Annotated in this window: 15 protein-coding genes and 1 tRNA gene; 11 read left to right on the top strand and 5 right to left on the bottom strand. The window is 64.1% G+C overall.

The window, feature by feature from the left end; genetic code table 11:
- Positions 1 to 8 precede the first annotated feature (8 nt).
- The 11 genes from rplT to GTK01_RS07920 all read left to right on the top strand — a co-directional run bounded on the left by rplT (position 9) and on the right by GTK01_RS07920 (position 11,250).
- Positions 9 to 410: a 50S ribosomal protein L20 gene (gene rplT, locus GTK01_RS07970; protein ID WP_252925337.1), complete on the top strand. Its 402-nt coding sequence runs from the start codon at positions 9 to 11 to the stop codon at positions 408 to 410.
- 134 nt (positions 411 to 544) lie between these two features.
- Positions 545 to 1,633, top strand: a complete 1,089-nt coding sequence (gene pheS, locus GTK01_RS07965) for a phenylalanine--tRNA ligase subunit alpha (protein ID WP_252925336.1) — start codon at positions 545 to 547, stop codon at positions 1,631 to 1,633.
- The gene (locus tag GTK01_RS07960) at positions 1,630 to 2,028 is read left to right on the top strand and encodes a GFA family protein (protein WP_252925335.1); all 399 of its coding nucleotides are present in this window, start codon (positions 1,630 to 1,632) and stop codon (positions 2,026 to 2,028) included. Before pheS ends, GTK01_RS07960 begins: the two co-directional genes overlap by 4 nt.
- A 21-nt stretch (positions 2,029 to 2,049) precedes the next feature.
- Complete coding sequence (gene pheT / locus GTK01_RS07955; RefSeq protein ID WP_252925334.1) at positions 2,050 to 4,455, top strand: phenylalanine--tRNA ligase subunit beta; 2,406 nt, start codon at positions 2,050 to 2,052, stop codon at positions 4,453 to 4,455.
- A 2-nt stretch (positions 4,456 to 4,457) separates the two neighbouring features.
- Positions 4,458 to 5,444: a Gfo/Idh/MocA family protein gene (locus GTK01_RS07950; protein ID WP_252925333.1), complete on the top strand. Its 987-nt coding sequence runs from the start codon at positions 4,458 to 4,460 to the stop codon at positions 5,442 to 5,444.
- Positions 5,445 to 5,641: 197 nt separating this feature from the next.
- Positions 5,642 to 7,561, top strand: a complete 1,920-nt coding sequence (gene dnaK, locus GTK01_RS07945; protein WP_252925332.1) for a molecular chaperone DnaK — start codon at positions 5,642 to 5,644, stop codon at positions 7,559 to 7,561.
- A 216-nt stretch (positions 7,562 to 7,777) separates the two neighbouring features.
- Positions 7,778 to 8,902, top strand: coding sequence for a molecular chaperone DnaJ (gene dnaJ / locus GTK01_RS07940; RefSeq protein WP_252925364.1), 1,125 nt, complete (start codon positions 7,778 to 7,780; stop codon positions 8,900 to 8,902).
- A 107-nt stretch (positions 8,903 to 9,009) separates the two neighbouring features.
- Entirely contained in the window at positions 9,010 to 9,606 is a 597-nt protein-coding gene (pmtA, locus tag GTK01_RS07935; protein ID WP_252925331.1) for a phospholipid N-methyltransferase PmtA, read from the top strand.
- A 56-nt stretch (positions 9,607 to 9,662) separates the two neighbouring features.
- Entirely contained in the window at positions 9,663 to 10,256 is a 594-nt protein-coding gene (locus tag GTK01_RS07930) for an NADPH-dependent FMN reductase (RefSeq protein ID WP_252925330.1), read from the top strand.
- Positions 10,253 to 10,957, top strand: a complete 705-nt coding sequence (gene pyrF / locus GTK01_RS07925) for an orotidine-5'-phosphate decarboxylase (protein WP_252925329.1) — start codon at positions 10,253 to 10,255, stop codon at positions 10,955 to 10,957. The genes GTK01_RS07930 and pyrF overlap by 4 nt, the downstream gene beginning before the upstream one ends.
- Positions 10,957 to 11,250, top strand: coding sequence for a DUF1330 domain-containing protein (locus tag GTK01_RS07920; protein WP_252925328.1), 294 nt, complete (start codon positions 10,957 to 10,959; stop codon positions 11,248 to 11,250). Before pyrF ends, GTK01_RS07920 begins: the two co-directional genes overlap by 1 nt.
- On the opposite strand, the gene dgcN is transcribed toward GTK01_RS07920, so the two are convergent.
- From dgcN to GTK01_RS07895, 5 genes are all read right to left on the bottom strand, one after another.
- Complete coding sequence (gene dgcN / locus GTK01_RS07915; RefSeq protein WP_252925327.1) at positions 11,251 to 12,249, bottom strand: N-acetyltransferase DgcN; 999 nt, start codon at positions 12,247 to 12,249, stop codon at positions 11,251 to 11,253.
- A 276-nt stretch (positions 12,250 to 12,525) separates the two neighbouring features.
- Positions 12,526 to 12,861: a hypothetical protein gene (locus tag GTK01_RS07910; protein ID WP_252925326.1), complete on the bottom strand. Its 336-nt coding sequence runs from the start codon at positions 12,859 to 12,861 to the stop codon at positions 12,526 to 12,528.
- 481 nt (positions 12,862 to 13,342) lie between these two features.
- Positions 13,343 to 13,427, bottom strand: a tRNA-Leu gene (locus GTK01_RS07905).
- Positions 13,428 to 13,522: 95 nt separating this feature from the next.
- The gene (dapB, locus tag GTK01_RS07900) at positions 13,523 to 14,338 is read right to left on the bottom strand and encodes a 4-hydroxy-tetrahydrodipicolinate reductase (RefSeq protein WP_252925325.1); all 816 of its coding nucleotides are present in this window, start codon (positions 14,336 to 14,338) and stop codon (positions 13,523 to 13,525) included.
- Positions 14,335 to 16,098: an ABC transporter ATP-binding protein gene (locus GTK01_RS07895; protein WP_252925363.1), complete on the bottom strand. Its 1,764-nt coding sequence runs from the start codon at positions 16,096 to 16,098 to the stop codon at positions 14,335 to 14,337. Before GTK01_RS07895 ends, dapB begins: the two co-directional genes overlap by 4 nt.
- Between the last annotated feature and the right edge of the window lie 50 nt (positions 16,099 to 16,148).

The raw sequence follows: 16,148 nt of genomic DNA, 5'->3' as shown, positions 1-16,148 counted from the left end.
ATCATGACATGGCACGTGTCAAAAGGGGCGTAACGTCCCACGCCAAGCACAAGAAGGTTCTGAAGGCCGCCAAGGGTTTCTACGGCCGCCGCAAGAACACCATCCGCATCGCAAAGCAGGCAGTCGAGAAGTCGCTGCAATATGCGTATCGCGATCGCAAGAACCGCAAGCGCAATTTCCGTGCGCTCTGGATCCAGCGCATCAATGCTGCCGTCCGCGAGCATGGCCTGACCTATGGCCGCTTCATCGACGGCCTCAACAAGGCCGGCATCGAGATCGACCGCAAGGTGCTTTCCGACATGGCGATCCACGAGCCGCAGGCGTTCGCCGCGCTCGTCGTCAAGTCGAAGGCTTCGCTCGACTATCTCAAGGACACGACCCCGAACCAGTTTGAAAGCGTTGTCGCCTAAGCGTCAGCGTCTTTCCCGAACTCGTTCGACCTGATATCGGGAACCCGCGCTGGCAGTGCCGGCGCGGGTTTTTCTTTGGGCGGCCGGTCCTTTGTAAGGATCGTCGTCAACCTTCTTCAAAGCTGGAATTCAAGATGAGCGATCTGCAATCCCTGGAAGCGAGCCTGATGAGCGACATCGCGTCGGCATCCGACGAGCAGGCGATCGAGGCCGTGCGCGTCGCGGCGCTGGGCAAGAAGGGCTCGATCTCGGAGAAGCTGAAGACGCTGGGCGCGATGAGCGCCGACGAGCGGCAAACGATGGGACCTGCGATCAACGGGCTCAAGCTGCGCGTCAGCGACGCGATCACAGCGCGCAAGAGCCAATTGCGCGACGCAGCCATCAACGCACGGCTTGCCGCCGAAACGCTCGACGTGACGCTGCCCGTGCGCCAGGCGCCGGCCGAGCGCGGCCGCATCCATCCGATCAGCCAGGTGATCGACGAGATCACGGCCATCTTCGGCGACATGGGTTTCGCCATCGCTGAAGGTCCGGACATCGAGACGGACTACTACAATTTCACCGCGCTGAACTTCCCCGAAGGCCACCCGGCGCGCGAGATGCACGACACGTTCTTCTTCCAACCCGACGAGGCGGGGGAGCGCAAGCTTTTGCGCACCCATACCTCTCCGGTCCAGATCCGGACCATGGAAGCGCAAAAGCCGCCGATCCGAATCGTAATCCCCGGCAAGACCTACCGGCAGGATTCCGACGCGACGCACTCGCCGATGTTCCATCAGGTCGAAGGCCTCGTCGTCGACAAATCGGCCAATGTCGCGAACATGAAGTGGGTGCTTGAAGAGTTCTGCAAAGCCTTCTTCGAGGTCCCGAGCGTCAAGATGCGCTTTCGCCCGTCCTTCTTCCCGTTCACCGAGCCGTCGATGGAAGTCGACATCCAGTGCGACCGCTCGCGGCCGGGCGAAGTGCGCTTTGGCGAAGGCAACGACTGGATGGAAATCCTCGGCTGCGGCATGGTGCATCCAAACGTGCTGCGCGCCGGCGGCCTCGATCCGGACGAATATCAGGGCTTTGCCTGGGGCATGGGCATCGACCGCATCGCCATGCTGAAATACGGCATGCCCGATCTGCGCGCCTTCTTCGACGCAGACGTACGCTGGCTGTCGCATTACGGCTTCCGTCCGCTCGACATGCCGACGCTGTTCGGGGGGCTCAGCAACGGATGACCCTCCATTCCGGCTCCTGTCGCTGTGGCCTGATCTCCGCCGAGGCGAGCGCGGAACCCTTCTGGCGCTCCTATTGCCACTGCCGCGACTGCCGCAAGCAGACGGGCGCGCCCGTGATGGCGTTTGTAGGTTTTCGCGACGGCGACCTGACCTGGCACGGCGAGCCGAAGACGTGGCGGGCCGGCGGTGTGGAGCGGCGCTTTTGCGACCATTGCGGCAGCCAGATCGGCTATCGCGATGACAAACTGCCGGGCGAAACCTATCTGTCGCTCGGCTTCATGGACGAGCCGGAGCGCTATGCGCCAACCATGCATGCCTTCGAGAAGCGGCGGCTGCCGTTCCTTCACATTGCCGACGACCTTCCGCGCTTTGAGGGCTTTTCGATCGAGCGCTGACGATACAACTGGACGAGACCGATGAAATTCACGCTTTCCTGGCTCAAGGACCATCTCGACACCGATGCCTCGCTGGCCGAGATCTGCGAGCGGCTGACCATGATCGGCCTCGAGGTCGAGGCTGTCGACGACAAGGCGGCGCTGAAGCCGTTCGTGATCGCAAGGGTGGTGAGCGCGGTCCAGCACCCCGACGCCGACAAGTTGCGCGTCCTCATGGTGGATACCGGCGACGGGAAGCCGATCCAAGTCGTATGCGGCGCGCCCAATGCGCGCGAGGGTCTCGTCGGGGCGTTCGCGGCACCCGGTTCCTACGTGCCCGGCATCGACGTGACGCTTTCGGTGGGCAAGATCCGCGGCGTCGAAAGCCACGGGATGATGTGCTCGGAGCGCGAATTGCAGCTCTCCGACGAGCATGACGGCATCATCGACCTGCCCGCCGATGCGCCCGTCGGCACGCCGTTCGCGACCTATGCCAGGCTCGACGATCCGGTGATCGAGATCAACCTGACGCCGAACCGGCCTGACGCCACCAGTGTCTACGGCATTGCGCGCGATCTGGCCGCTTCCGGGCTCGGCACGTTGAAGACCCCGGCCATCGCTCCCGTCGCCGGCAAGGGCGAGACGCCGGTCAAGGTGTCGATCGCCGATCCGGAGCTTTGCCACGGCTTCGCGCTGCGCCTCGTCAAAGGGGTCAAGAACGGCCCCTCGCCGAAGTGGATGCAGCAGCAGCTGATCGCGATCGGCCTTCGCCCCATCAACGCGCTGGTCGACATCACCAACTATGTCACCTTCGACCGCGGCCGCCCGCTGCATGTCTTCGACGCGGCCAAGGTCGCCGGCGACCTTGTCGTGCGCCCGGCCAAGGATGGCGAGAAGGTGCTCGCGCTCGACGGCCGCGAGTATACGCTCAACGCCTCGATGTGCGTCATTGCCGACGACAACGGCGTCGAATCGATCGCAGGCGTGATGGGCGGCGAGCATTCGGGCTGCGACGAGACAACGACCGACGTACTGATCGAATCCGCGCTCTGGTCGCCGCTGAACATCGCGCGAACGGGCCGCGAGCTCGGCATCATCACCGATGCGCGTTATCGGTTCGAACGCGGCGTCGATCCCGAATTCATGATACCGGGCATCGAGCTTGCCACGCAGCTCGTCACGGACATTTGCGGCGGCGCGCCCTGCGAGACGGAAGTCGTCGGCTATGCCGGGCACGAGGCCAAGCGCATTTCGATGCCGGTGTCCGAGGTCAGGCGCCTGACCGGGCTCGACGTGCCGAAGGCCGAGTCCATGTCGATCCTCGACCGTCTTGGCTTCAAACCCCAGGACAAGGGCGATGCGATCGAGGTCGCGGTACCCTCCTGGCGGCCGGACATCGACGGCAAGGCCGATATCGTCGAAGAGGTGATGCGCATTTACGGCGTCGACCGGATTGCGCCCGCGCCGCTGCCCACCTTCGGTGCCGTGAACGGCAAGATGCTGACGCCGATCCAGATCCGCACGCGCTTCGTCAAGCGCGCGCTCGCCGTTCGCGGCATGATGGAGGCCGTGACCTGGTCGTTCATTCCCGAGGAACATGCGAAGCTTTTCGGCGGTGGCCAGCCGGCGCTCCGCCTTGCCAATCCCATTGCCGCCGACATGTCGGACATGCGGCCTTCGCTCCTGCCCGGGCTCATAGCCGCCGCGCAGCGCAATGCTGATCGCGGTATCGGCGACGTCGCGCTGTTCGAGGTTTCGGGCATCTATGAGGGCGATGGCGCCGACAACCAGCGCCGCGTCGCCGCAGGTGTGCGCCGCGGCACGGCAAAGCTCGACGGACAGGGCCGCCACTGGGGCGGCAATGCGGGCGCCGTCGGCGTCTTCGACGCCAAGGCCGATGCTTTCGCCGCGCTGGAAGCTGCCGGCGCGCCGGTCGACAAGCTGCAGGTCGAGGCCAGCGGACCGGCCTGGTATCACCCTGGCCGATCCGGCACGATCAAGCTCGGACCGAAGATCGTGCTCGGAACGTTCGGCGAGTTCCACCCGCGGACGCTGGAAGCGCTCGACGCAAGCGGGCCGCTCGCCGGCTTCGAGATTTATCTCGACACGATCCCCGAACCCAAGGCGAAGCCGACGCGCACCAAGCCGCGCCTCGACCTGTCGCCCTTCCAGGGCGTCAAGCGTGATTTCGCCTTCGTCGTCGACAAGAGCGTCGAGGCCGCGGCAATCGTCAAAGCTGCCGCCGGCGCCGACAAGAAGCTCGTCACGGACGTGCGCGTCTTCGACGTGTTCGAAGGCGCCTCTCTTGGACCCGACAAGAAATCGATCGCCATCGAGGTCGCCATCCAGCCGACCGACCGGACGCTCACCGATGAGGATTTCGAAGCGCTCGGCGCCAGGATCGTCGCGAATGTCGAAAAGACGACGGGAGGCGCTTTGCGGGGGTGAGCATGTTTCGCTGGGGAGTTCTGTCGACGGCCAAGATCGCGCGCGACCACGTGATCCCGGCAATCCTCGAATCCGAGAACGGCGTGCTGTCCGCTATCGCCAGCCGCGACGAAGAGCGCGCCCGTGGCTTGGCAGACCGGTTCGGGGCGCCGTACGCGTTCGGCACCTACGAGGCGTTGCTTGCGTCCGATACGGTCGAGGGCGTCTACATTCCGCTACCGACTTCGGATCACGTGGAGTGGGCGATCAAGGCGGCGGATGCCGGCAAGCATGTGCTGGTCGAAAAACCGCTGGCGTTGCGGGCGGCCGACATCCAGCCGGTCATCGACGCGCGGGACCGCAACAAGGTCATGGTTTCCGAAGCGTTCATGGTCTTCTACCATCCGCAATGGGCAAAGATACGCGAACTGATCGCAGCGGGCGCGATCGGGCGGCTGCGGCACGTGCAGGGCGCGTTCTCCTATTTCAACCGTGATCCGGACAACATGCGCAACCGGCCGGAGCTGGGCGGGGGCGCGCTGCCAGATATCGGCGTCTACCCCGTCGTCACTACGCGGATTGCAACGGGCATGGAGCCTCGGCGCATCCGCGCCACGATCGAGCGGGACCGCGATTTCGGGACGGATACCTACGCCAACGTCACCGCCGATTTTGGCACGTTCGATCTTTCCTTCTACTGCTCCACGCAGATGGCTCTGCGGCAGGAAATGGTGTTCCACGGCGAGGAGGGATTCATCCAGGTCCAGGCGCCGTTCAACGCCGGCGACTTCGACCACCACAGGATCGAACTGCACGATCAAAGGCGGGTCGAAGCTCGCGTTTTCCGCTTCCCCGGTACGCGGCAGTACCGGCTCGAGGTCGAAGCCTTCGCCCAGGCTGCGCGCGGCGAGGAGGCCCAGATCTTCACGCTCGAGGATTCCGTGCGCAATCAGCAGGTCATAGACGCCGTGTACCTGGCCGGCGAAGGCGGCGGGTGGGCGCAAATCTGAGGGTCGGTCACATCCGGCTCAAAAACGCCGCAAGCCGTCACTTGCGCCAAAAATGTCGCCTTCTTATATACGCCGCACAGTCAAGCCGGGCCTGGTCGACAGGTGCCGGTGGCGGAATTTTCACTGAACAGGGGCCGTCGTCCGGAACGCCTCGCATTGGGTCCAGACGGCCTGCTTAAGCGGAGAGAAGAAAGAAAATGGCTAAAGTAATCGGTATCGACCTTGGAACGACCAATTCCTGCGTCGCGGTCATGGACGGCAAGGATGCCAAGGTGATCGAGAACGCCGAAGGCGCGCGTACGACCCCCTCGATGGTCGCCTTCACGGAAGATGGCGAGCGCCTCGTCGGCCAGCCTGCCAAGCGCCAGGCGGTCACCAATCCCGAAAACACCCTTTTTGCGATCAAGCGCCTCATCGGCCGCACGTTCGACGACCCTACGACGCAGAAAGACAAGGGCATGGTGCCCTACAAGATCATCAAGGCGGCGAATGGCGACGCCTGGGTGCGCGCGCACGACACCGATTATTCGCCCTCGCAGATCTCGGCAATGATCCTTCAGAAGATGAAGGAGACGGCTGAATCCTATCTCGGCGAGAAGGTGGAGAAGGCGGTCATCACCGTCCCGGCCTATTTCAACGACGCGCAGCGCCAGGCCACCAAGGACGCAGGCAAGATCGCCGGTCTCGAAGTGCTGCGCATCATCAACGAGCCGACTGCGGCCGCGCTCGCCTACGGCCTCGACAAGAAGGACGGCAAGACCATCGCGGTCTACGATCTTGGCGGCGGCACGTTCGATATTTCCGTCCTGGAGATCGGTGACGGCGTCTTCGAGGTGAAGTCGACCAATGGCGACACCTTCCTCGGCGGCGAGGACTTCGACATGCGCCTCGTCGAATATCTGGCGGGCGAGTTCAAGAAGGAACAGGGCATCGACCTGAAGGGCGACAAGCTTGCCCTGCAGCGCCTGAAGGAAGCAGCCGAGAAGGCGAAGATCGAGCTCTCCTCCTCGCAGCAGACCGAAATCAACCTGCCCTTCATCACCGCCGACCAGACCGGTCCCAAGCACCTGACGATGAAGCTCACGCGCGCCAAGTTCGAGAGCCTCGTCGACGATCTCGTGCAGCGCACTGTCGGCCCCTGCAAGGCGGCGCTCAAGGATGCCGGCCTCAATGCGGGCGAAATCGACGAAGTCGTCCTCGTCGGCGGCATGACGCGCATGCCCAAGGTGCATGAGGTCGTGAAGCAGTTCTTCGGCAAGGAGCCGCACAAGGGCGTCAACCCAGACGAGGTCGTCGCCATGGGCGCGGCCATCCAGGCCGGCGTGCTGCAGGGGGACGTCAAGGACGTGCTTCTGCTCGACGTGACGCCGCTGTCGCTCGGCATCGAGACGCTGGGCGGTGTGTTCACGCGCCTGATCGAGCGCAACACGACGATCCCGACCAAGAAGGCGCAGACCTTCTCGACGGCCGAGGACAATCAGTCGGCGGTTACGATCCGCGTCTTCCAGGGCGAGCGCGAGATGGCTGCCGACAACAAGGCGCTCGGCCAGTTCGATCTCGTTGGCATTCCGCCCGCACCGCGCGGCGTGCCGCAGATCGAGGTCGCATTCGACATCGACGCCAACGGCATCGTCAACGTCTCGGCCAAGGACAAGGGCACTGGCAAGGAGCACCAGATCCGTATCCAGGCTTCTGGCGGCCTTTCGGACGCCGACATCGAGAAGATGGTCAAGGACGCGGAAGCGAATGCCGACACGGACAAGAAGCGCCGTGCGGCCGTCGAGGCGAAGAACCAGGCCGAAAGCCTGCTGCACTCGTCCGAGAAGTCGCTGAAGGACTATGGCGACAAGGTTTCGGCCGAAGACCGCAAGGCGATCGAGGATGCGATCGCGGACCTGCGCAGCGCGACCGAAGGCGACGACGCGGAGGCGATCACCGCCAAGACCAATCATCTTGCCGAAGTGTCGATGAAGCTCGGTCAGGCGATGTATGAAGCCAGCCAGGCGGAATCGGCTGAAGCCGACGCCAAGGCCGACGCGCAGAAGAGCGGCGAGGACGTCGTCGACGCCGATTTCGAGGAAATCGACGAGAACGACGACAAGAAGAAGTCCGCCTGATTCTTCCTTTGCTCAAAGAACGAAACCCGGCCGTGCGCCGGGTTTCTTCGTTCGTGGCGATTTAACGCCATCTGTTGCCGAAATACGCATGGCGTGGCGCCTTGCCTATGGCATACCGGCTCTAGGCTTCCTAAATCGGGCCTAGATGTGCCGCGCATCGCATCGATGCCGCCGTGCCCCCCTTCGCCTAATCTTGAGATCTGACCAGGGATGACCATGAAGGCCTGCTATTACGAAACCCTCGGCGTGCAGAAGGGTGCCGACGAGAAGGAGCTGAAGGTCGCGTTCCGCAAGCTGGCCATGCAGTACCATCCCGACCGCAATCCGGGTGACGGCGAGGCGGAGCGCAAGTTCAAGGACATCAACGAAGCCTACGAGGCGCTGAAGGACCCGCAAAAGCGCGCCGCGTATGATCGCTTCGGCCACGCCGCTTTCGAGCAGGGTGGATTCGGAGGTGGCGGCGGCGGCTTCGGCCAGGCCGGCGGCTTCGCAGACATCTTCGAGGACATCTTCGGCGACATGATGGGCGCGCGCCGACGCGGCGGCGCCAACAATCGCGGCGCGGACCTGCGCTACAACATGGAGGTCACGCTCGAGGAAGCCTTCGCCGGGAAGACCGCCCAGATCCGCGTGCCCTCTTCCATGGTCTGCGACGAATGCTCCGGCTCCGGCGCCAGACCGGGCACCCAGCCCGTCACCTGTTCGATGTGCTCGGGCTCCGGGCGGGTTCGCGCGGCGCAGGGATTCTTCTCGATCGAGCGAACCTGTCCGCAATGCCAGGGTCGCGGGCAGACGATCCAGGATCCCTGCCGCAAGTGCGCCGGCCAGGGTCGCGTCACCGAGGAACGCGCGCTGTCGGTCAACATTCCGGCCGGCATCGAGGACGGCACCCGCATCCGGCTCGCCGGCGAAGGGGAAGCTGGTCTGCGCGGCGGACCATCGGGAGATCTCTACATCTTCCTGTCGCTCAAGCCGCACGAATTCTTCCAGCGCGACGGCGCGGACCTTTACTGCAAGGTGCCGATTTCGATGACGACGGCAGCGCTCGGTGGTGCGTTCGAAGTCGCGACGCTCGACGGCACGCAGACCCGCGTCAAGGTTCCCGAGGGCACCCAGCACGGCCGCCAGTTCCGCATGAAGGGCAAGGGCATGCCGGTGCTGCGGCAGAACCAGGTGGGGGATCTCTACATCCAGGTCGCGGTCGAGACGCCGCAAAATCTCTCCAAGCGCCAGCGCGAATTGCTGGAGGAATTCGAGGAACTCTCCTCGACTGAAAACAGTCCGCAATCGTCGGGCTTCTTCAATCGCATGAAGGACTTTTTCGAATCGTTCGGAAACTAGGAAAAGCGCAGTTGCGACACACGATCCTGTGTGAGCGACAGGATTGTCCTTGTTCGGTCACGCTTAGCCTGTAGGCTTTGCCCCACCAGATGGAGGGACGACGCCGCATGAAGAACGGGCTGCAGAAGCTGACGCGCCATTTCGACGAAGAGCTGAAGTTCCTCAAGGGGTGGATCGACCAGCCACGCGCCGTCGGCGCTATGCTGCCGACGAGTTCGGTAACCGCGCGACGGATGGCGGCGGTGATCAACCCGGACTCGGGCCTGCCGGTACTCGAACTTGGACCCGGCACGGGGGTCATCACCAAGGCGATCCTGGAGCGGGGCATTGCGCCGCAAAAACTCTATTCGATCGAATATTCGACGGATTTCGTCGAGCATCTCGAAGCTGAGTTTCCGGAGGTCAACATCATCGAGGGTGACGCCTTCGACCTCGACAAGACGCTCGGCGACAAGAGCGGCCTCATCTTTGATTCGATCGTTTCGGCGGTGCCTCTCCTCAATTTTCCTGTACCGCGCCGCGTTGCCTATGTCGAAGACCTCTTGACGCGCGTTCCCCATGGCCGCCCGGTCGTCCAGATCAGCTACGGTCCGAAATCTCCCGTTCCGTCCGGCCACGGCAACTATACGGTCGAGCACCACGACTTCGTGTTCCGCAATTTCCCGCCTAGCCAGCTCTGGCTCTATCGACGACCCCTCGCCTGACACTTTGACAAGCACCGGCGGGCGCTTTAATCGCGTTGCGAGCGATGAGAGGCGGCATGCAGGCAGCACCCAGAATCCTGGTTTTCGCCGGATCGATCCGGACCGGCGCCTTTAGCGGCCAGACCGCCGACGTGGCGCAATCCGAACTCGGCGCGCAGGGCGCCGACGTCACCCGCATCTCGCTGGCCGACTACCCTTTGCCCATCGTTGACCAGGATTTCGAGCGCGAGCACGGCGTTCCGGAAAATGCGCTTCGGCTGGCGCGCCAGATCGCGGCGCATGACGGGCTTCTCATTGCGAGCCCGGAATACAATTCCTCGATCCCGCCCCTCCTGAAAAACGCCATCGACTGGGTGAGCCGTGTCCGTGCCGACAATGGCAGGCCGTTCAAGCCATATGCCGGGAAGGTCGCCGGTCTCTGCTCCTCTTCGGACGGCAATTTCGCCGGTATTCGCGGGCTCTACCATTTGCGTGCCGTTCTGATGAATTGCGGCGTCGAGATCATCACCCCGCAATGCTCGGTCGCGCGCGCGGGCGATGCTTTCGACGAGGCCGGCCGCTTCAAGGACGAGCGCACACGCAAGGCCATGGAAAATGTCTGCCGCACGCTGATCGATCGTGCGCGCCTGCTCTCGCCGAGGATGAGATGACCACCATCGACAACCGCCTGATCATCGGGCTCGACGTGCCGACGATCGCCGACGCCGAAAAGGCGGTGCGCGATCTCGACGGGATCGCAGGCTTCTTCAAGATCGGCTACCAGCTCGTCTTCGCCGGTGGACTGGAATTCGCGCGCGACCTTGCGGCAGAGGGGAAGCAGGTCTTTCTCGACATGAAGCTTCTCGATATCGACAACACGGTGTCGAAGGGCGTCGAGAACATTGCGAAGATGGGCGTGACCATGCTGACGCTGCATGCCTATCCGAAGGCGATGCGCGCGGCCGTGGAGGCTGCGCGCGGCAGCGACCTCATCCTTCTCGGCGTCACAGTCCTGACCTCGATGGATGCAGCCGACCTTGCCGAGGCCGGCTATCGCGATGACCCCGAAACGCTGGTCACCCGCCGCGCCGAGCAGGCGCGCGTCGCGGGCATGGGCGGCATCGTCTGCTCGGCGGCGGAAGCCGCGCGAGTTCGCGGCATCGTGGGAGCTGAAATGGCCGTCGTCACGCCCGGCATCCGCCCCGCCGGCGCCGATCATGGCGACCAGAAGCGCGTGGTGACGCCCGCCGACGCGCTCACAGCCGGCGCCAGCCATCTGGTCGTCGCACGTCCGATCATCGCCGCTGCCGACCGGCGCGCGGCCGCACGCGCCATTCTCGAAGAAATGCAAACCATCCAAAGGAGGAACTGATGGCAAAGGGTTACTGGATCGCACATGTGGATGTCCGCGATCCCGAGCGCTACAAGGATTACGTGTCGACCGCCAAGCCAGCCTTCGAGCGCTATGGCGCGAAATTCCTGGCGCGTGGCGGCACCTATCACGCCATGGAAGGCAAGGGCCGCTCGCGCAACGTCGTCATCGAATTCGCCTCGATGAAAGACGCGCTCGACTGCTACAATTCTGCCGAGTACCAGGCGGCCAAGGCGATCCGCCAGGAAGTGGCGGATGCCGAGATGACCATCATGGAAGGCTACGAGGGGTAATCACCCCTCCAGCGCGTCGACAAGCCGTTCCGCGCCATCGCGGAACGGATCGACGGCCGGCAGGCCCATCTTCGCCTCGACGTCTGCGAGGTACGCCCGGGCGTCGGCTGCCGACATCGCCGCCGTATTGACCGAAATGCCGACCACCTTGCAGTCGGCATTGACCATCCGCGCCATGGTCAGCGCCAGATCGCGCAGAGCCTCGAGCGAGGGCAGCTTGTAGCCAGGCAGGCCGCGCATGTGGTCGCGCGTCGGTTCGTGGCAGAGAACCAGCGCATCCGGCTGGCCGCCATGAATGAGGGCGAGCGTCACCCCCGAATAGGAGGCGTGGAAGAGGCTGCCCTGCCCCTCGATCAGGTCCCAGTGGCTCGCATCGTTGTCGGGCGTCAGCCATTCGATCGAGCCGGCCATGAAATCGGCGATCACCGCATCGAGCGGCACGCCCTCGCCGGTGATCAGGATGCCGGTCTGGCCGGTCGCGCGGAACATGGCCTTCATGCCGCGCTCGCGCATGACCTTTTCCATCGCGAGCGCGGTGTACATCTTGCCCACCGAACAGTCCGTGCCGACCGCCAGGCAACGCTTGCCGGCGCGCCTGACGCCATTGGCGATCGGATAGTCGACGGTCGGAATGCGCACGTCGATCAGTCTCGTGCCGTGCCGTTCGGCGGCTTCGACCAGTTCGGGCACTTCCGACAGGAGATCGTGCAGTCCCGAAGCGATGTCCATCCCGGCCTCGATCGCCTCTTTCATCACCGCGATCCAGCTTTTCGAGATCACGCCGCCGCGATTGGCGGCGCCGATCACCAGCGTCTTGGCCCCCGCAGCCTTCGCCTGCGCGATCGTCATGTCGGTCAGGCCCATGTTGGCCTTGCAGCCTTCCATGCGGAACTGCCCGACCGACAGCTCCGGGCGCCAGTCCTTGATGCCATTGGCCACCTTGGCCGCAAGCTGGTCGGGCGCGTCGCCGAGAAAGAGGAGATAGGGGGTCTTGAGCATTGCGTGCCTCGGTTTCCTAGGAGGTGCTTGTTGTCGCATCTCACCCGCCACGCCTCAAGGGCGAGGTCCGGGCCGGCCGTAGGGCCAGACCCGAGGAAACTCAGCCTTTTCCAGCTGCCTTGTTGAGGACCCTCGTCCGCTCGACGATCAGGGCGATGGCGGCCTGCAGAATGGCTCTACGAATCGAGGGGGGAATAGCCAGCCCGGGCCAGAATGCACCGAAGCGACGACCGATTGGCGCAGCGTCATCCTCAGCAACACAATGCAGGTGCCAAGCTACGTCTTCAGCTCCGCCGTGAGAGCGCTGATCTTTCCGAGAAGTTGGTCCTGCGCTTCCAGCGTGCGCAAGCGCTTCTCGTAGCTGAGGATCGCGTCGCTGTGCTGGTCCAGTCCCGCCGCGAGCTTGCCGCTGGACGGACTTTCCTCCAGCACCTCCATGGCAAAACCCGCATCGCGGCGGCTTTCATCGTAGCGGCGGCGCAAGCCTTCCTTTTCACGCCCGATCTCGGCGCGGCATGATGCGACCGCGAGGGACAACCGCTCGAACCGATGCTTGTCCGTCTCCCCGTCCCGCGCTGCGGAGCGGATGCGAAATGGCTTGAAGAGGTTCATCGCTCGTCTCCCTCATGCCTCACTTGGCGGCGACGGCCGCATTATACCCGGCCGAGCGCTTCTTTCCAGGCAAGCTGATGGGCGACGATGCGCGTCGGGTCGCGCACGATAAAACCAGCACCACCCGCCACGCAATCTTCTTGTCGTGAACAGTTCCTCCACCTGAGATTAGAGCCACGCCTCGAATGAAGGACGGATTGAACTAGTGGAAACGATTCACGGGAGAGCGGGGAAGGCGGACAATGCGGGGTGGCGCGAACTCGCGAGCCTCGTGCATTGCTCCACCATGGTCTGTGCAAAACAGACGCAACGATAGCGGGCGAGAATGGCGCGGCGGACACTTGAAGCAGACATTGCTTTGCAACGCGTAAGCCATGCAGAAGGCATCGCGGCTAACCGCGATGCACAAGCTCATACCGGATCAATTCGAGAAGCAGCTTGTCCCGCATCGTGAGCCAATCGGCCTTTCCATCCGAAGGGATGGTGCCCAGGAGAGGACTCGAACCTCCACGCCTCGCGGCACACGGACCTGAACCGTGCGCGTCTACCAATTCCGCCACCTGGGCCAGGTGCGCCGCCGATGTAAGCGGGCGGGAAGATGGTGTCAACGGATAAACCACCCGACAGCGAAAGAATCGCCGGCATTGCCACTGACGCTTCGTCAGTCGTTCAGGCCCAGCACGTCGCGCATGGAATAGAGGCCGGGCTTGCGGTCCTTCGCCCAAAGCGCAGCCTGCACCGCACCGCGCGCGAAGATCGCGCGGTCCTCCGCGTGATGCGAAAGCGTAATGCGCTCGCCCGTGCCCGCCAGAAGCACCGAGTGGTCGCCGACGACGGAACCGCCGCGCAGCGTCGCAAAGCCGATCGTACCCGCCTCGCGCGCGCCCGTATGGCCATCGCGGACACGGACCGACCGTTCGGCAAGCGCGATCTCGCGGCCCTTTGCCGCCGCCTCGCCGAGCAGAAGTGCGGTCCCCGAGGGCGCGTCGACCTTGTGGCGGTGGTGCATTTCGAGGATCTCGATGTCGAAATCGGCGGCGGGCAGCGCGCGCGCGGCCTGCTCGACGAGCGCGGCCAGAAGATTGACGCCGAGGCTCATATTGCCCGATTTGACGATGGTCGCATGGCGGGCAGCAGCCGCGATCGCGGCATCGTCCTCGACCGAGCATCCGGTCGTGCCGATGATGTGGACGATGCGCGCCTGTGCGGCATAGCCGGCATATTCGACGCTTGCGGCAGGCGCGGAAAAGTCGATCACACCGTCAGCCTTCGCAAAGAGTGGCAGCGGATCGTCGGTGATCGGAACCCCGATATGCCCCACCCCGGCCAGTTCGCCGGCATCGCGGCCAACGGCGGGCGCGCCCTTGCGGTCGAGTGCGCCGACAACCGTGACACCTTCGATGGCGGAAATGGCGCGCGTGATGGCCTGTCCCATGCGGCCCGCGGCACCCACGACAACAAGACCCATGTCGCTCATGCGTTGTTCTCCTCAACTGGTTGATCGCCGACCAGGTCGAGACTGCGATCACCCTGCAGCCTGTGGAAACGGGCATAGAGACCGGTCGGATCGGAGATCAGGGAACGGTGCGTACCCTGCTCGACAACGCGTCCCTCCTCCATGACGACGATCTTGTCGGCATTGACGACGGTCGAGAGCCGATGCGCGATGACGATGGTCGTGCGGCCCTTCATGACCGTGTCGAGCGCATCCTGGACGCGCGCCTCGGATTCGTTGTCGAGCGCCGAAGTCGCCTCGTCGAGGAGCAGGATCGGCGCATTGCGCACGATGGCACGCGCGATCGACAGGCGTTGGCGCTGGCCGCCGGACAGCGTGACGCCGTTCTCGCCGACCAAGGTTTCGTAACCCAAGGGGCTTTCGCGGATGAAGTCGTCGGCATTGGCGAGCCGCGCCGCCGTCTCGATCTCCGCATCGGTCGCGTCGGGGCGGCCGTACCGGATATTGTCGCGGATCGTGCCCTCGAACAGGTACGGATGCTGCGACACATAGGCGATCCGGCTGCGCAGCGAAGACTTGGTGACGCCGGCAATGTCCTGCCCATCGATCTCGATACGGCCGGATTCCACGTCGTAGAAGCGCTGGACCAGCGCGACGATCGTCGACTTGCCTGCGCCCGAAGAGCCGACGATGGCGGTTACCTTGCCGGGCTCGACCTCGAAGGACACGTCGTCGAGCACGCGTCTATCGGGGCCGTACGCAAAGCACACATGGCGAAAGGCGATGCCGCCAGCACCGACGGCGAGTTCCTTCGCGCCAGGCGCGTCGCGCTGGGGCGGCTCCTGGTCGAGCAGTTCGTAGATCATGCGCGCATTGACCAGGGATCGCTCGAGATTGACCTGGACGCGGGCGAGCCGCCGCGCCGGATCATAGGCGAGAAGAAGCGCGGTGATGAACGAGAATACCGAACCTGGCGACTGGCCGGCCGAGGCGGCACGGAAAGCCGCGTAGCCGATGACGCCGGCAATGGCGAAGCCTGCCAGCATCTCGGTGATGGGCGTCAGGCGCTCGGAAACCCGGGCGATCTTGTTGGCGCGGTTTTCGGCCGACGTCACCAGTTCGGAGAGCTTTCGCGCGAGCTGCTCTTCCATGGTGAACGCCTTGACGATGGCGATGCCCTGCACCGTTTCCTGCATGGCGCCGAAGAGATGGGAGTTCACCTCGACGGATTCACGTGTGACGCGGCGCAGGCGGCGCATGAGGTAGTTGACGGCATAGACCAGCGGCGGTCCGATCAGGAGACCGATTACGGACAGAAGCGGATCCTGCATGACCATGACCGCGACGAGGCCGATCAGCGAGACGAGGTCGCGCGCGATCGACGTCAATGTGATCGACAGCATGTCGCGAATGCCGGTGACGTTCTGGCTGATCTGGGCGGCGAGCTGGCCCGAGCGTGCATTCGAATAGAAATCGAGCCCGAGGCGCATCAGATGGTCGAACAGGCGGCGCTGGTAGCGGGCGACGAGATTGTTGCCGATGCGCGCGAGGATCACCGCCTGACCGTAACTGGCAATGCCCCGGATCGCGAAGGCCGCGATGATCGCGGCGCAGATATATGGCACGAGCGCATAGTTCTCGCGGTAGAAGATCTCGTCGATGATGTCGCGCATGATCCACGCGCTGAACGCGGTGGTGGCAGCAACGGCAAGCAGGCACAGCGTGGCGAGCGCATATTGCGGCAGGTATTCGCGGCCGTTTTCGGCCAGAATCCGCCGCATCACCGCGACGATTTCGCCCGGTTCGGCCCTGCGCTTCGTTGTCTCGGCGT

This window comes from Aliihoeflea sp. 40Bstr573, from assembly GCF_024105655.1.
Classification (GTDB): domain Bacteria; phylum Pseudomonadota; class Alphaproteobacteria; order Rhizobiales; family Rhizobiaceae; genus Aliihoeflea.
This window is presented reverse-complemented; position numbering and strand designations above follow the sequence as displayed.

What these genes read in the sequence shown, in the direction of transcription:
- GTK01_RS07960 (WP_252925335.1), top strand. Translation starts at nt 1,630, where the DNA reads ATGACCCTCCATTCCGGCTCCTGTCGCTGTGGCCTGATCTCCGCCGAG.
- GTK01_RS07920 (WP_252925328.1), top strand. Translation starts at nt 10,957, where the DNA reads ATGGCAAAGGGTTACTGGATCGCACATGTGGATGTCCGCGATCCCGAG.
- GTK01_RS07950 (WP_252925333.1), top strand. Translation starts at nt 4,458, where the DNA reads ATGTTTCGCTGGGGAGTTCTGTCGACGGCCAAGATCGCGCGCGACCAC.
- pmtA (WP_252925331.1), top strand. Translation starts at nt 9,010, where the DNA reads ATGAAGAACGGGCTGCAGAAGCTGACGCGCCATTTCGACGAAGAGCTG.
- rplT (WP_252925337.1), top strand. Translation starts at nt 9, where the DNA reads ATGGCACGTGTCAAAAGGGGCGTAACGTCCCACGCCAAGCACAAGAAG.
- dnaK (WP_252925332.1), top strand. Translation starts at nt 5,642, where the DNA reads ATGGCTAAAGTAATCGGTATCGACCTTGGAACGACCAATTCCTGCGTC.
- GTK01_RS07895 (WP_252925363.1), bottom strand. Translation starts at nt 16,098, where the DNA reads ATGCGGCGGATTCTGGCCGAAAACGGCCGCGAATACCTGCCGCAATAT.
- pheS (WP_252925336.1), top strand. Translation starts at nt 545, where the DNA reads ATGAGCGATCTGCAATCCCTGGAAGCGAGCCTGATGAGCGACATCGCG.
- dnaJ (WP_252925364.1), top strand. Translation starts at nt 7,778, where the DNA reads ATGAAGGCCTGCTATTACGAAACCCTCGGCGTGCAGAAGGGTGCCGAC.
- pyrF (WP_252925329.1), top strand. Translation starts at nt 10,253, where the DNA reads ATGACCACCATCGACAACCGCCTGATCATCGGGCTCGACGTGCCGACG.
- GTK01_RS07930 (WP_252925330.1), top strand. Translation starts at nt 9,663, where the DNA reads ATGCAGGCAGCACCCAGAATCCTGGTTTTCGCCGGATCGATCCGGACC.
- dapB (WP_252925325.1), bottom strand. Translation starts at nt 14,338, where the DNA reads ATGAGCGACATGGGTCTTGTTGTCGTGGGTGCCGCGGGCCGCATGGGA.
- GTK01_RS07910 (WP_252925326.1), bottom strand. Translation starts at nt 12,861, where the DNA reads ATGAACCTCTTCAAGCCATTTCGCATCCGCTCCGCAGCGCGGGACGGG.
- dgcN (WP_252925327.1), bottom strand. Translation starts at nt 12,249, where the DNA reads ATGCTCAAGACCCCCTATCTCCTCTTTCTCGGCGACGCGCCCGACCAG.
- pheT (WP_252925334.1), top strand. Translation starts at nt 2,050, where the DNA reads ATGAAATTCACGCTTTCCTGGCTCAAGGACCATCTCGACACCGATGCC.